Genomic DNA, 13,928 nt, shown 5'->3' with positions numbered 1-13,928 from the left:
GTCGCCCGGCTCGCCCGTGGCGGGTGACGCGCCGGGCGGTTCGGTCGGCTGCGATGGGAGGTGGCGGCTGGGAACGGACCCCGCCGCCACCCGGTCGACTCCGCCGGAGTCCCGAACCGAATCGGCGAGGTGGACACCGTGACGCGATGGCGGGCACTGATCGTCCTGGGTACCGCCCAGTTCCTGATGGTCCTCGACACGTCCGTCATGAACGTGTCGATCAGCCAGCTCGTCGAGGACTTCGACACCGAGGTCACCGCCATCCAGGCCGTCATCACGCTGTACGCGCTGGTCATGGCGGCATTCATGATCATCGGCGGCAGGCTCGGGGACATCTTCGGACGCCGCCGCCTGTTCCTGCTGGGCCTCGTCGTCTACGGCACGGGGTCCGCCCTGACCGCCGTGGCCCCGAACCTGTGGGTCCTCACGCTGGGCTGGTCGGTGATCGAGGGACTCGGTGCCGCGCTGGTGCTGCCCGCCATGGCGGCCCTCGTGGCCGAGTCCTACCGGGGCCGGGACCGGGCCGTCGCCTACGGCGTCATCGGCGGACTCGCCGGGGCCGGAATCGCGGTCGGCCCGCTGCTCGGCGGCTGGGTGACGACGTACCTCACCTGGCGGCTGGTGTTCGCGGGCGAGGCCGTGGTCGTCATCGCCGTCCTGTGCTTCCACGGGGCGATCAAGGAAACACCCCGGGCCGGTCCGCCGCCCCGGCTGGACGGCGTCGGCGCCGCGCTCTCGGCGGCCGGGCTGGCGCTGGGCGTGCTCGGTGTCCTGCAGAGCGGCACCTGGGGATGGGTGCGGCCCCAACCCGCCCTTCACCGTCCTGGGCTTCTCGCCGACCCTGTTCGTCATCGCCGCCGGGGTCGTCGTGCTGGCCGTCTTCCTGCACTGGGAGAGGTGGCGGGAGGCCCGCGGTGCCGAGCCCCTGGTGCATCTGCCTCTGCTGCGCAAGCCCGCGCTGCGTTCCGGCCTGATGTCGCTGCTGAGCCAGAACCTCATCCTGCTGGGACTGTTCTTCACCATCCCGCTGTACCTCCAGGTCGTTCAGGGGTTCGACGCCTTCCAGACCGGCCTGCGGCTGTTGCCGGTGTCCGTGACGATGCTCGCGGCCTCCATGTGCGCCGCCCGGCTGGGGCGGGTGGCCGGACCGCGCACGGTCGTCCGGCTGGCCCTGTCGACCCTGGCCGCCGCCATCGTGTGGCTGCTCGCCACCATCGACCCGGTCATCGACGACGCGCAATTCGCCGGCGCCATGGCCCTGCTGGGCGTGGGCATGGGCCTGCTCGCCTCGCAGCTGGGCAACGTCGTCCAGTCGAGCGTGGGCGAGGAGGAACGCAGCGAGGCCGGCGGGCTCCAGTTCACCGCCCAGAACCTGGGCTCCGCGCTGGGCACCGCCCTCATCGGCTCGCTGCTCATCGGCGCTCTGGCCCACGCGTTCACCTCGCAGGTGGAGGGCCATCCCGCGCTGTCGGAGGAGGCCCGTCAGCAGACGGGAGTCGCCCTCGAAGCGGGGATCACCTTCGTGCCGACCGACCAGGTGCGTTCGGCGGCCGAACGGGCCGGGTTGCCGCCGTCCGAGGTCGAGGCCGTAGCGGACTCCTACGCGTCGGCGCAGCTCGACGGTCTGAAGGCGGCGATCCTTGCCACCGGGGGAATCACCCTCGTCAGTTTCCTGGTCACACCGCATCTGCCGACGCGGCGGGCCGACCGTCCGAAGCCATCCGACACCGGTGGAACGGCCGGCGCGACCGGCCCGGCCCGCTGACTTCGAGAGAGGCCGCGATGTCCAAGACGGAGCACGCGAGGGACGGGGCGTCCGGCGCCGACGAACGGCGGGCCCAGGCCGATTACACCGGCGGCGTCTACGGTTCCATGCTTGCCGCCTCGGTGGTGGTCGGCGTCGGCAGTCTGGGCGACTTCCCGCGGCTGGAACTGGTGTTGCTGCTGTTGCTCACCGGCGTGGTGTTCTGGATCGCGCACGTGCACGCCCAGCTGTTCGGGGCGTGCCTGGTGGCGCACAGCCTGAACCGCCGGATCGTGTTCGACGTGTGCCGTGACGAGTGGCCGATCGTCAAGGCGGCCGTCCCGCCGGCCCTCGCCGTGGCAGTCAGTCCTGTTCTCGGCCTCGACGTGTCCGGAGCCCTCTGGCTCGCGCTCTCCGTCGCCGTGGCGGGCATGGTGGGCTGGTCGGCGGCGGCGGCACGGCGGGCCGGCGCCTCATGGCGCCTGGTGGCCGTCGCCGCCTCGGTGAATCTGCTGCTGGGCCTGCTGATCATCTCGTTCAAGATCTTCCTCAAGCACTGATCGCTCCGAGGCGTTCGCGCAGGTGGAACGGCATGCCTGGCGGCCACTCACCTCTGAGGGGTGAGGCCGGGCGGCGCCCCGCGCCGGACGATCGAGGGGAGAGTCGCGGCCCACCTGTCCCAGGCCACCCCCGGGAAGAGCAGCTCATGCGCTACGAGATCCGGATCGACGGACACATGTCGGAGACGTTGACCAGAGACTTTCCCGAACTCGACCACGTGGTCATGTCCGGTCAGACCGTCCTGTTCGGGCATGTCATCGATGAGGCGCACCTGTACGGACTGCTGGCCCGCTGCCAGTCGCTGGGGCTACGGGTCCTGGAGATGCGCCAGTTGCCGGAATGAGGCGGTCTGCGGGTACCGGGCATCGGGCACCGTTCGTACGGTGCTCCGTGGGAGACGTTCGTACGGTGGTCCGCGCGGGCACGGTGTCGCGCGTGCGTCTCAGAGGCTCTCGGTGCTGATCCGCCCGGACCTGGCCGCGGCGCCCAGTTCCTCGAAGTCCCGCTCGTTCCGGGCGGCGTAGGCCTGTGCGAAGTCGGTCAGCGCGCGGTCGAAGCGGTCGCTGCCGCCCAGGTAGGCGCCGATGGCCACGGGGTCGCCGGAGCGGGCGTGCGCCCGTGCAAGCGAGTTCCCGCACAGCCGCGCGAACATGCGCAGCATGCCGGGGTCCATGGTGTCCGGCCGCGCGATGCCCTTCCAGTCCCGGAGCTGGCGGACGTAGAAATCCCGGCCCTGTCCGTCGAGGCCCACGACGTGGGTCCAGCCCAGGAAGATGTCACTGGTCGTCTGGATCAGCCGCTGTCCCGTCACGACGCGGCGGCCCTGGTTGTCGTAGCGGTCGCCCTCCGTGTGGGCGGCGAGCACCGACTCCTGCGCCTCCTTCGCCTGGAGCAGCAGCGGGTCGCCGTCGTCCCTGCCCAGCAGGAGCAGGATCCAGCAGCGGGTTCCGACGCTGCCGACGCCCACCACCTTCCGGGCCATGTCGACCAGGCGGTAGTGGCGCAGCAGATGCCGGCGCTCGGAGGACAGGGTCCGCGCGTACCCGTCCACCACGGCCAGGAGTTCCTTCTCCTCCGCGTCCTGGGAGGAGTCCGTGAGGAGATCCCCGAGCGGGGTGATCAACGGCGGGTCCGGTGCGATGCGCCGTCCCTCCGCCGTGACCCGGGTGAGTTTCGCGAAGGCCTGGAGGTGCGTGCGGGTGCGGGCTCGCGAGGTCGCCTCGGCCGTACGGCGCCTGGTCTCCTTGTCCATCGAAGAGGCCAGCAGTTCGCGCATCCGGTCGGCGTCGTCCTGCGCGTACCAGATGTCAAGGGTGCGCATACCGGCGAACTCCCGCATGCGCTGCCGGTACGCCTGTACGCAGGCCCGCACGACGCCGTTCTGCTCGCGGGCCGGGAAGCCGTTGGCCCGGCCCGCGATGGCGAAGCTGGCCGCCAGCCGTTTGACGTCCCACTCGAACGGACCGGCCAGGGTCTCGTCGAAGTCGTTGATGTCGAAGACCAGATGGCGCTCGGGCGAGGCCAGCAGCCGGAAGTTGAGCAGATGGGCGTCTCCGCAGAGCTGCACCGTCAGGCCGGTGTTCGGGACGGATCCGAGGTCCATGGCCATGATCGAGGCCGCGCCACGGTAGAAGCGGAACGGGGATTCGAGCATGCGGCCATAGCGGATCGGCACCAACTCGGTAAGACGTGACTGGGACTGACGGTCTATCACCTCGACGGGGTCGGGCCGGTTCTCGTCGGCCTCGAAGTGGCCGTGGCACGAACGCGGGGCGCGCCCACGCGCGTTCCTGCCGTACGCCGCCCTCTCGGCCGGTGACCTGGAAGCCGTGAACGCGTTCGGGACAGCCATGGCTGGAACCTCCTGGACCGCTTTCCCACCGTGCGGTGCCGCTCCGGCGTCCGGCCTCGGCCGCGCCCCCGCGACCGCACCCGGACCGCCTCACGAGCGCCCTGGGGGTGAGCTCCGGGGGCAGCCCGCCCGCGATCCGACGCGCCGCGCGGCCCTCCGTACTCACCTCATCCTCACCTCATCGCTCCGGGGGTGGCCGCGGATCACCCTTCGAGGGTGACCCGGCGGCCGACGGAGGGAGGGACGCTTGCCGCGTGTGATCCCCGCGCACCGCCCCCTCGGCGGTCCGGGAGCGAATCGCCCGATCGCGTGAGGAGGAGCCATGACCGAGTCGCGTGCTCCGGCACCGCCCACCGGACCGGAACAACCCCGCGGGGTCGGCCCAGCGGCGGCGGCCGATCCCGCGGACGTGCTGTCCAGGCTCGGGCGCTCCTGGGAATGGATCCTGGGTTCGGCCGTCGCCACGCTCGTGCCGGGCGTACTGGTGCTGGTCTGGCCCGACGAGACCCTGCATGTCCTGGCGGTGCTGATCGGCCTGTACCTGCTGGTGACCGGGGCGTTCCGGTTCGTCGCGGCCTTCGCCCGGGACGGGCAGGGGGAGCGGCTGCCCGGACTGCTCCTGGCGGTGCTTTTCGTCCTGGCCGGGGTGCTGTGCCTGCGGAACCCCTTGCAGACCATCGCGGCGCTCTCGCTGATCGTCGGGATCGTCTGGCTGGTGTCCGGCATGCTCACCCTCTACACGGCCCTCGCCACCAAGGATCTGCCGCACCGCGGCTTCGTCGTCGGCGCCGCGGTGATCGCCATCCTCGCGGGGGTGGTGGTGCTGGCCCTGCCCACCGAGTCGGCCCGAGCCCTGACCCGGCTGCTGGGCCTGTGGCTCGTCCTCCTCGGCCTGGTGGAACTGGCCCTCGCCTTCGCCTGGCGAGCGGCACTTCGCCGGTCCGGTGTCACGGCGGGACCTAAGGGTTCCGATGAGCGGGTCTGACACCCGCACCGACCCGGGGTACGGGCGGCGGCGCGGTGTGGCCCAGAGGTTCCGGGCAGCCCAGCGGTGACGTACGCCGTCGGTGAGCGTGGCGACGGGAGGCTCGGCGTCCGCGACGGGGCGGGCCGCCGAAAGCTCGTACGAGATCCGTCCGCCAGAAGGCCGTGGGCGGACGGCGGGTCGGTGGGCGGGCCGACCGGCGGGTCGGTGGGCGATTCGGTCGGCCGACCCGGGCCGAGCGTGGAACGGACTCGGCCCGTCCGCTCACCCGTCTCGGGTGAGGCCACGGGGATCTCGCCGTGCGCAGGCTGGAAGTGGCAGAAATCGGCTGCCGGGCGGACGCCCGGGACGGAGGCAGGACATGAGTGGACAGATGTACCTGGCGTACGACTATCCGCTGCTGAGCGTCTTCTGGTCCATGCTGTGGTTCTTCCTGTGGATCATGTGGTTCATCCTGGTCTTCCGGATCGTCGTCGACATCTTCCGCGACGACGGCCTGAGCGGCTGGGCCAAGGCCGGCTGGCTGGTGTTCGTCCTCGTCCTGCCGTTCCTGGGAGTGCTGATCTACGTGATCGCCCGCGGTAAGAACATGGGCGGCCGGGAGGTGGCGCAGGCACGCGAACAGCAGGAGGCCTTCAGGAGTTACGTCCGGGAGACCGCCAGGGGAGCCGAGGGCCGGCCCAGCAGCGCCGACGAACTGGCCAAGCTGTCCGAGATCCGCGCCCGCGGCGACATCACGGACGAGGAGTTCCGCCGGGCGAAGGAACTGGTCCTCAGCGACCACCGCTCCACGGAACGTGCGGGCGCGGGCTCGTCCGCCTCCGCTCAGTAGAGGCACCGCGCGACACCGAAGTAAGGACACCGCGCGACACCGAAACGAGGTAGCACCATGACCGCGACACACACCGCGCACGTACAGAGGACCGAGCGGCCATGGGCCGAAGGCCTCACGGTCTTCGCGGCGGTCATGCTCATGATCGCCGGCATACTCGACATCTGCCGGGGCGTCATGGGGATCGCCGAGGACGACGTCTTCGTCTCGACACGCAACTACGTCTTCGAGTTCGACCTCACCAGCTGGGGCTGGATCCACCTCGTTCTCGGTGTCGTCGCCGTGATCGTCAGTCTCGGACTCTTCCAGAAGGCGCTGTGGGCGCGGGTCGCCGGAGTGGGCGTCGCCGGACTCGTCATCATCGCCAACTTCCTCTCCCTGCCGTACTCCCCTGTCTGGTCCATCGTGATGATCGCCTTCTCCGCGTTCATCATCTGGGCCCTGTGCGTGGTCCGGCCGGACGACTCCGCCGAGGTGTGAACGAGGTTCGTGCGGGCAGTGCCGGACCGGCTCGTCCGGCACTGCCCGCCCTTGCGTCGAGTGTGCTGGTCCCGTTCGTGTACGCGGGTCCGCGGAGCGTGTTCCGGGCGCTGGTCGGTGTCGCGGGGCTCGCTCTGGCCGCTGTCGGGGTCTGGTGGACGCTCGGGATGCTGTGCGTGCGGGTCGACAACGCCGCGCAGGCCGCGGGGGCTGTGCGCGGCTCCCGGTCCACGGGCTTCCTGCGGTTCACCGCGGCGGAGGCCGGCGTGGAGGCGGACACGGACTCGGTCCCGGTCGGCATCGACGGGGAACACGTGCTGCTGCCCGTGCCCGTGGTGTGCCGAAGCGCTCCCGGGGCGCTCCGGATCCGCGTGCCGCGTGACCGCCCGGGTGCGCGACCGAACAGGCCGGGGGCCGACTGGCGGCGCGTCACGCGGCTCGCGCTGAGGCGCCCTCCGCCCGGAGACCGGTTCGCCCCGTGACGCGGCGGGTCCGGCATCACGGCACCTACCGGTCGCGTACCAGTCGCATATCCGCCGCGCACCCGTCGTGGACCCGGCTCTTCGCCCGACCTGTCGGAAGGGGGTTGTCAGACGAGTGCTTCCGATATATCGTTGACGCATCGCGACCGATCAACGATGGAATGGAGTGATTGCGATGCGTTCCCACGGACAGGAATTCGGATACGAGCGTGGACAGGGACAAGGCGGGTCCGGCCATCGGGGTCGGGGCGGCTTCGAAGGGCGACGCGGGGCTTTCGGGCCCTTCGGGCCGGGTGGTCCCGGTGGCCCAGGTTTTGGTGGACCGGGCTTCGGCCCTGGCCCCTGGGGTGGACGTGGCGGCCGGGGTGGACCGAGGGGGAGGGCGAGGCGCGGTGACGTACGCGCGTCGATCCTGGCCCTGCTCAAGGACCGGCCCATGCATGGCTACGAGATGATCCAGGAGATCGCCGAGCGCAGCGGCGGGGCGTGGAAGCCCAGCCCGGGTTCGGTGTACCCGACCCTTCAGCTGCTGGAGGACGAGGGCCTGATCATCAGCGAGGCCGAGGGTGGCAAGAAGCTGTTCTCGCTCACCGACGACGGCCGCACCGCGGCCGACGACGGTCCCGACGCACCCTGGGAAGAGGCCGGGCGCGGGGTCGACTGGGAGACGCTGCACGAGATCCGCCAGGCCGGCTTCGGCCTCATGGAGGCCTTCGGCCAGGTCTGGAAGACCGGCAGCAAGGACCAGCGCGACAAGGCGCTGGCGGTCATCAACGAAACCCGCAAGAAGCTGTACCTGATCCTCGCTGACGAGGACTGAGCAAGGGTGACGGCGGCGTACCGCCGCCGTGCCCGAAGGCGCCCCGCGGACATGGTTCCGCGGGGCGCTTCTCCGTGTGCCGCGCTCAGGTCACCAGCCCGGCCAGCTTGCGCAGCGACTCGTCGAGGGCGGCCGTCGCCGAGTCCTTGAGCTTTCCCGCCATCAGGGAGACGGCGGCGCCGGTGAACGTTCCGTCGATCCGCACCTTCGTGGCGTCGCCGTCGGGGGTCAGGGTGTAGCGGGTGGTGACGTTCACCGCCATCGGGCCCTTGCCGTGGATGGCCAGGGTGCGGGCGGGTTCCAGCTCGTCGACGGTCCACTCGACCTCGGCCGGGAAGCCCATGAGCTTCATGTTCTCCGTGAAGGTGGCGCCGACTTCGAGTGAACTGGGGCCGCCCTTCGGGAAGTTGGTGTGGGTCGAGTTCCACTCGCCGTACGAGGAGAAGTCCGTGAGCTGCGCCCAGACCTTCTCGGCAGGCGCCTCGATACGTGCTTCCGCGCTGACTTCGGCCATGCGGCCACCCCTTTGTCTCGGGCGCTGCGCCCGGCGCAGCTACGGTGTCGCGGAACGTAGCCGCAGGCCCCTCAACATTCAATACTGATGAACCGTCAGAAGTAGTCGGGGAGTCGCCTTCTCGGCAGGGATCGTCGTCGGGCTGTCGCCGGCAATGGCTGTCGCGACGCGTCAGCCCACCCGCCGTATCACCGCGGCGTCGAACAGGTCGCACGCGCGCGGGAAGGGGCCTTCGTCGTGGCAGTGCCACGCCTCCCAGAACAGGTCGGCCGGCAGTGCGTCCTCGGGGGCGTACACCCGGTACACGTACTGCCTGCCGTCGACCGCAGGCAGGGCCACCAGCCAGCACCTGCTCTCCATGTCCCTGAGGGACGAGCGCCGGAGCATCGTGGTTTCCTGCGGGGCGTGCGGCAAGGCGGCGCGCGCCCCGGAGGACGAAACGGCGCGATGTCATCCGCAAGGAGGAGAACTCCCGTAGGTATGCCCACCTTGTGTCGGACGCGGAAATGGTGCCCTCCGGGGATGACCCGGTTCGCCGGGGCTGATGGGGTAGGGGTTGTGCCATCCCGTACCCCGCGACAGCCCGCCGCCGAGAGCGGCCCGGACCATGCCGACATCGATGCCGGGCTCAGTGACGAGCTGGCGGCGGTGGTCTCCGGTGCCCGCAGGAGAGCGCTGCGGGACGGGGACAGACAGATCGACACGGCCCATCTGCTGCACTCGCTGCTGGAGTCCGACCCCGAGGTGCGCGCGGCCTTCGACAGCGACCCGCAGGTCGCGCGGCTGCTCGGCTACCTCGTGCAGCGCAGCATCGGCTACGGACTGCGCTGGCAGGGCACCGTCGAGGACTCCAGGGCCGTAGCGCGGGTCGCCGAGGAGGGGTGGTCCCCGGCGGCGGCCGACGCCATGGAGGAGGCGGGCGAGCGGGCCGTTCTACGCGGTGACGCGCGGGCCCGCGGTGCCGATCTGCTCGCGGCGGTCGTCGCCGATCCCCGGTCACGGGCGTTCGAGGTGCTCGGGCGCGCGGGGGTGGACGCCGGAGCGCTGCTCGTCCGCATCGAGAACGGTGTCGAGACCGCTCTGGAGGCTCGTGCCGAGATCGGTGTCGATGTCGGCGTCGAGGACTACGTCAGCGGGGGCGGACCGGGGGACTGAGTGTTTGGGTCCGGGACGATTCGCCTCGGCTCGGCCATGCCTGCCTGATCAGTGCGGCAACACCCGCGTCGGCACCGCGCGCCTGCGTCCAGTCGTTGAGACAGGTGTCATCGGGGATGACGCTCATGTCGCCGCCTGTCATCATGTGCCCGTGCATACGTCTCAGGGGAGTCAGGGCAACCGCGGCAGGGGCGTCGGCCTCGGCCTCGCGCTGGCGTCGGCGGTCGCCTTCGGGGGATCCGGTGTCGCGGCGAAGCCGTTGATCGAGGCGGGTCTTGATCCGCTCCACGTGGTGTGGCTGCGGGTCGCCGGCGCCGCGCTGGTCATGCTGCCGCTGGCCGTACGCCACCGGAACCTGCTGCGCAGCCGCCCACTGCTGCTCGCCGGGTTCGGCCTGCTCGCGGTGGCCGGTGTGCAGGCCTGCTACTTCGCCGCGATCTCGCGGATCCCCGTCGGGGTCGCGCTGCTCGTCGAGTACCTCGCGCCGGCGCTCGTGCTCGGCTGGGTGCGGTTCGTGCAGCGGCGGCCCGTCACACGCGCCGCCGCCCTCGGGGTCGTCCTCGCGGCCGGCGGACTCGCCTGCGTGGTGGAGGTCTGGTCGGGGCTGAGTTTCGACGCCGTCGGCCTGCTGCTCGCACTGGGCGCCGCCTGCTGCCAGGTCGGCTACTTCGTCCTGTCCGACCAGGGCAGCGACGCGGGCGACGACGCTCCCGACCCGCTCGGTGTCATCGCGTACGGGCTGCTCATCGGCGCCCTCGTGCTGACCGTCGTCTCCCGCCCCTGGAACATGGACTGGTCCGTGCTCGGGGGCACCGCGGACATGGACGGCACCGCCGTCGCCGCCTCCCTGCTCCTCAGCTGGATCGTGCTGATCGCGACCGTCGTCGCCTACGTCACCGGCGTGCTCTCCGTACGCAGGCTGTCGCCGCAGGTCGCGGGCGTCGTGGCCTGCCTCGAAGCGGTCATCGCGACCGTTCTCGCCTGGGTGCTGCTCGGCGAGCACCTCTCGGCTCCGCAGATCGTCGGCGGCGCGGTGGTTCTGGTCGGCGCGTTCATCGCCCAGTCGTCGGCGCCGGCCAAGGCCTCGGCGGGCGCGGTCACCGGCGGTTCCCGAGAGGACGGTCCGGATGGCTCCGGAGGCCGGAAAGGCTCCGGAGAGGACGGGCCGGGCGGCTCCGAAAGGGAGTTGTCGGCCAGGGGAAGCGCCGTCTAGGGTGTCGATCATGCATTCGGACGCTCTCGTTCTTCCGCCTCCGGCCGCCTGAGGCGGGCTTTCCGGAATCCACGCCCCGCGTAGCCGCCGGGCGGAGCGGTGCTGCCCGCAGACGAAGTCCTGGGACCCTCACGTACGCCTGTGCCCTCGTGCACGGGCCGTGACGTGGTCCCTTCCCGAACTTCTGCACAGCTGCGGAGAGAACACGTGTCGAACGCTGCTTCCGGCCTGCCCATCGGGCGAGGCCTCCTCTATCTGACCGTCGCCGGTGCCGCCTGGGGCACCGCGGGTGCGGCGGCCTCGCTGGTCTACCGGGCCGGCGACATGGGGCCGATCGCCCTTTCCTTCTGGCGCTGCGCGGGCGGACTGCTCCTGCTGCTCGCCGTCCGCCTGCCGCGCCGCCGGGTCAGGCCCGCCGCGGGAGAGCCGGTCCGCCGCAAGCTCCTGCGGATCGGCGTCACGGGCCTGGGGCTCGCCGTCTTCCAGACCGCCTACTTCGCCGCCGTCGAGGCGACCGGCCTCGCCGTGGCGACCGTTGTCACGCTGGGCGCCGGGCCCGTACTCATCGCGCTCGGCGCGCGGCTGACCATGGGCGAGCGGCTCGGCGCCGGCGGGACGGCCGCTGTCGCCGGGGCGCTGGGCGGGCTCGCGGTGCTGGTGCTCGGCAGCGGGGGTGCGACGGTGCGCCCCTGGGGTGTGGCGCTCGCGCTGGTGTCCGCGGCCGGGTACTCCGTGATGACCCTGCTCACGCGCTGGTGGGGCCGGGACGGCGGGGCCGACGCGTCCAGTACGACCGTCTGGACTTTCGCGGTGACCACCGCCTGCCTGCTGCCCTTCGGCCTGGCGGAGGGACTGGTCCCGCACACCGCCCAACCCGCGTACGTACTGGCCCTGTTGGCGTACATCGCCGCCGTCCCCACCGCGCTGGCGTACGCCCTGTACTTCGCCGGCGCCGCGGTGGTGCGGTCCGCGACCGTCTCGGTGGTCATGCTCCTGGAGCCGGTGAGTGCGGCCGTGCTGGCTGTCGCGGTGCTCGGCGAGCGGCTCACCGCGGCAACGCTCGCGGGCACCCTGCTGATGCTCGGCTCGGTCGGCGGCCTCGCGGTCGCGGAGGCTCGCGGCGCGGCGGCCGAACGGCGTGAGCTGGAAGGGAGGTTGCGGGAGAAGGCGCTGATCTGACCTCGGCGGCCCTCGCCCCGCTCCCATCAGGGATCACTGTCACAGTGACGCGAGGTAGTCCGGAAGCTCGATGCCGGAGGCGAGGTCCGCGGCGGGGACGGGGGCGCCGTATCCCTTGGTCAGGGGGAGGACTCCGGTCCAGTACGGGAGGGAGAGGTCCTCGGGCTCGTCGTTCGGGCCGCCGGTGCGGAGCTTCGCGGAGACCTCGTCCAGGTCGAGGCGGATGACGGCGGTGGCCGCGAGTTCCTTGGTGTTGGCGGGGCGCGAGTCCGCGGAGCGGCCCGGGACGACGTGGTCGACCAGCGCGTCCAGAGCCGTCCGCCGCTCCTCGGGGTCCGTCACCTGGCGGGCGACGCCGTGCACCACCACCGAGCGGTAGTTGATCGAGTGGTGGAAGGCGGACCGGGCCAGCACCAGGCCGTCCACGTGCGTGACGGTCAGGCAGACCGCGAGCCCCGGGTCAGCCTGACCGGTCATCCGCAGAGGTCGCGAGCCGGTCGAACCGTGCACGTAAAGACGCTCGCCGACGCGGCCGTAGAGGGTCGGGAGCACGACCGGCGCGCCGTCGCGGACGAAGCCGAGGTGGCAGACGTAACCCTCGTCGAGGATCGAGTGCACCGTCTCCCGGTCGTACGCGGCGCGGTTCGCCGAGCGGGTGGGGACGGTGCGGTCGGTCGAGGTGTAGGCGGCGGGGTGCGGTATCCCGGGCTGAAGGCTGGTCTCCGGCATTGCGTCCTCCATTGCACTAGTGCATAATCTTGTTTGTGCTAGGAGAATATCGGATCGAAGGGCGTCGCGCAGCCGAGATCGCCGCGAGCGTCGAGCGTGCCGTGGGCTCGGGAGAGCTGGAGCCCGGCCGACTGCTGCCGCCCATGCGGGAGTTGGCGGCACAGCTCGGCGTGAATCCCAACACGGTCGCGGCCGCCTACCGCACCCTGCGCGAGCGCGGGGTGATCGAGACCGCCGGGCGCCGGGGCAGCCGTATCCGCTTCAAGCCGGCCACCACGGGCCGCGACTACATCCGGGTCGAGGTGCCGGACGGCGTACGGAACCTGGCCGATGGGAATCCCGATCGCGCCCTGCTGCCCGGCCTCGCCGAGGCGTTCGCCGCGGCGGCGCAGCGGTCGGACAGGGAGCCCGTGATGTACGGGGAGGCGGCTGTCGAGCCGGAGTTGGCGCGGCTCGCCCGCGTCGAGCTCGACGCCGACGCGGTGCCCGACGGCCCCGTCGTCGTCACCTCCGGATCGCTCGACGCGATCGAACGCGTGCTGGTGGCCCACCTCAAGCCCGGGGACGCGGTCGCCGTCGAGGACCCCGGCTGGGGCGGTCTGCTGGACCTCGTGCCGGCGCTCGGGCTGCGGGTCGTCGCCGTGGGTGTGGACGAGGAGGGCCCGGTCCCCGAGGACGTACGACGGGCCCTGGACGCCGGTGCGCGGGCGCTGGTCGTCACGGACCGCGCCCAGAACCCGACAGGGGCCGCCGTGAGCGCCACGCGCGCGCGTGCCCTGCGCGCCGTGCTCGGCGAGTACCCGGAGACCCTCCTTGTCGAGGACGACCACGGGCACCGGATCGTCGACCTGCCGCTGCATCCGCTGGCCGGTACGACCCGCCACTGGGCGCTGGTCCGTTCCGTCGCCAAGGCGTACGGGCCCGATCTGCGGCTCGCGGTGCTGACCGGCGATCCCGTCACCGTCGACCGTGTGCACGGGCGGCAGCGGCTGGGACCCGGCTGGGTCAGCCATCTGCTGCAGCGCACGGTCGTACACCTGTGGACCAGCGGCGCGGTGGACGTACCGGCCGTGGCGGCGTCCTACGAACGGCGCCGTGCCGCGCTGATCGGCACCCTCGGGGAACGGGGCATCGCGGCTCAGGGGCGCAGCGGGATGAACGTGTGGGTTCCGGTGCCGGACGAGACCGGGGCGGTCGCGCGGCTGCTGCACGCGGGCTGGGCGGTGGCGCCCGGAGCCCGCTTCCGGGTGAGCGCGCCGCCCGGCCTGCGGATCACCGTCTCCACGCTCACGCCGGGCGACATCGAGCCGTTGGCCGACGCGGTCGCCGCCGCCGTCGCACCGGCATCCGCGGCCCGCGACTACGTCTGAGCCCGACCGGGC

The 13,928-nt window shown here is 71.7% G+C and carries 15 protein-coding genes and 1 pseudogene; 12 read left to right on the top strand and 4 right to left on the bottom strand.

Going from position 1 to position 13,928, the window contains the following annotated elements; translation table 11 throughout:
* Window positions 1–138 precede the first annotated feature (138 nt).
* The 3 genes and pseudogenes from ACIP79_RS04340 (at window position 139) to ACIP79_RS04330 (ending at window position 2,648) form a co-directional block, all read left to right on the top strand.
* Window positions 139–1,765, top strand: a pseudogene (locus ACIP79_RS04340) (MFS transporter).
* A 17-nt stretch (window positions 1,766–1,782) separates the two neighbouring features.
* On the top strand, window positions 1,783–2,304 hold the full coding sequence (locus tag ACIP79_RS04335) for a hypothetical protein (protein ID WP_401219094.1): 522 nt from the start codon (window positions 1,783–1,785) through the stop codon (window positions 2,302–2,304).
* 146 nt (window positions 2,305–2,450) lie between these two features.
* Window positions 2,451–2,648: a hypothetical protein gene (locus tag ACIP79_RS04330; RefSeq protein ID WP_383684451.1), complete on the top strand. Its 198-nt coding sequence runs from the start codon at window positions 2,451–2,453 to the stop codon at window positions 2,646–2,648.
* Between the two features lie 99 nt (window positions 2,649–2,747).
* On the opposite strand, the gene ACIP79_RS04325 is transcribed toward ACIP79_RS04330, so the two are convergent.
* Window positions 2,748–4,157 (bottom strand): DUF2252 domain-containing protein, encoded by a 1,410-nt coding sequence (locus ACIP79_RS04325; protein ID WP_401219091.1) that lies wholly within the window; start codon window positions 4,155–4,157, stop codon window positions 2,748–2,750.
* A gap of 322 nt (window positions 4,158–4,479) precedes the next feature.
* Between ACIP79_RS04325 and ACIP79_RS04320 the strand changes: the two genes are divergently transcribed.
* The 5 genes from ACIP79_RS04320 (at window position 4,480) to ACIP79_RS04300 (ending at window position 7,756) form a co-directional block, all read left to right on the top strand.
* A complete protein-coding gene (locus ACIP79_RS04320) occupies window positions 4,480–5,142 on the top strand; it encodes an HdeD family acid-resistance protein (RefSeq protein WP_401219088.1) in 663 nt (220 codons plus the stop codon).
* 361 nt (window positions 5,143–5,503) lie between these two features.
* A complete protein-coding gene (locus ACIP79_RS04315) occupies window positions 5,504–5,974 on the top strand; it encodes an SHOCT domain-containing protein (protein ID WP_401219085.1) in 471 nt (156 codons plus the stop codon).
* Window positions 5,975–6,031: 57 nt separating this feature from the next.
* Window positions 6,032–6,454, top strand: coding sequence for a hypothetical protein (locus ACIP79_RS04310; protein WP_401219082.1), 423 nt, complete (start codon window positions 6,032–6,034; stop codon window positions 6,452–6,454).
* Window positions 6,451–6,936: a hypothetical protein gene (locus ACIP79_RS04305; protein ID WP_401219077.1), complete on the top strand. Its 486-nt coding sequence runs from the start codon at window positions 6,451–6,453 to the stop codon at window positions 6,934–6,936. The genes ACIP79_RS04310 and ACIP79_RS04305 overlap by 4 nt, the downstream gene beginning before the upstream one ends.
* A gap of 175 nt (window positions 6,937–7,111) precedes the next feature.
* Window positions 7,112–7,756, top strand: coding sequence for a PadR family transcriptional regulator (locus ACIP79_RS04300; RefSeq protein WP_401219074.1), 645 nt, complete (start codon window positions 7,112–7,114; stop codon window positions 7,754–7,756).
* 85 nt (window positions 7,757–7,841) lie between these two features.
* On the opposite strand, the gene ACIP79_RS04295 is transcribed toward ACIP79_RS04300, so the two are convergent.
* Both ACIP79_RS04295 and ACIP79_RS04290 read right to left on the bottom strand, forming a co-directional pair.
* Entirely contained in the window at window positions 7,842–8,270 is a 429-nt protein-coding gene (locus ACIP79_RS04295) for an SRPBCC domain-containing protein (RefSeq protein WP_383686532.1), read from the bottom strand.
* Window positions 8,271–8,441: 171 nt separating this feature from the next.
* Window positions 8,442–8,630, bottom strand: a complete 189-nt coding sequence (locus ACIP79_RS04290; RefSeq protein ID WP_401219247.1) for a hypothetical protein — start codon at window positions 8,628–8,630, stop codon at window positions 8,442–8,444.
* A 198-nt stretch (window positions 8,631–8,828) separates the two neighbouring features.
* Between ACIP79_RS04290 and ACIP79_RS04285 the strand changes: the two genes are divergently transcribed.
* The 3 genes from ACIP79_RS04285 to ACIP79_RS04275 all read left to right on the top strand — a co-directional run bounded on the left by ACIP79_RS04285 (window position 8,829) and on the right by ACIP79_RS04275 (window position 11,817).
* Window positions 8,829–9,425, top strand: coding sequence for a Clp protease N-terminal domain-containing protein (locus ACIP79_RS04285; RefSeq protein WP_401219069.1), 597 nt, complete (start codon window positions 8,829–8,831; stop codon window positions 9,423–9,425).
* A 145-nt stretch (window positions 9,426–9,570) separates the two neighbouring features.
* Window positions 9,571–10,638, top strand: coding sequence for an EamA family transporter (locus ACIP79_RS04280; RefSeq protein WP_401219067.1), 1,068 nt, complete (start codon window positions 9,571–9,573; stop codon window positions 10,636–10,638).
* 207 nt (window positions 10,639–10,845) lie between these two features.
* Window positions 10,846–11,817: a DMT family transporter gene (locus tag ACIP79_RS04275; RefSeq protein WP_401219064.1), complete on the top strand. Its 972-nt coding sequence runs from the start codon at window positions 10,846–10,848 to the stop codon at window positions 11,815–11,817.
* Window positions 11,818–11,856: 39 nt separating this feature from the next.
* Here the strand turns inward: ACIP79_RS04275 and ACIP79_RS04270 are convergent, their stop codons facing one another.
* The gene (locus tag ACIP79_RS04270; RefSeq protein ID WP_401219061.1) at window positions 11,857–12,546 is read right to left on the bottom strand and encodes a pyridoxamine 5'-phosphate oxidase family protein; all 690 of its coding nucleotides are present in this window, start codon (window positions 12,544–12,546) and stop codon (window positions 11,857–11,859) included.
* Window positions 12,547–12,581: 35 nt separating this feature from the next.
* Between ACIP79_RS04270 and ACIP79_RS04265 the strand changes: the two genes are divergently transcribed.
* Window positions 12,582–13,916, top strand: a complete 1,335-nt coding sequence (locus ACIP79_RS04265; RefSeq protein ID WP_401219059.1) for an aminotransferase class I/II-fold pyridoxal phosphate-dependent enzyme — start codon at window positions 12,582–12,584, stop codon at window positions 13,914–13,916.
* Window positions 13,917–13,928: the final 12 nt, after the last annotated feature.

The organism is Streptomyces sp. NPDC088747 (assembly GCF_044751025.1).
Classification (GTDB): Bacteria; Actinomycetota; Actinomycetes; order Streptomycetales; family Streptomycetaceae; genus Streptomyces.
This window is presented reverse-complemented; position numbering and strand designations above follow the sequence as displayed.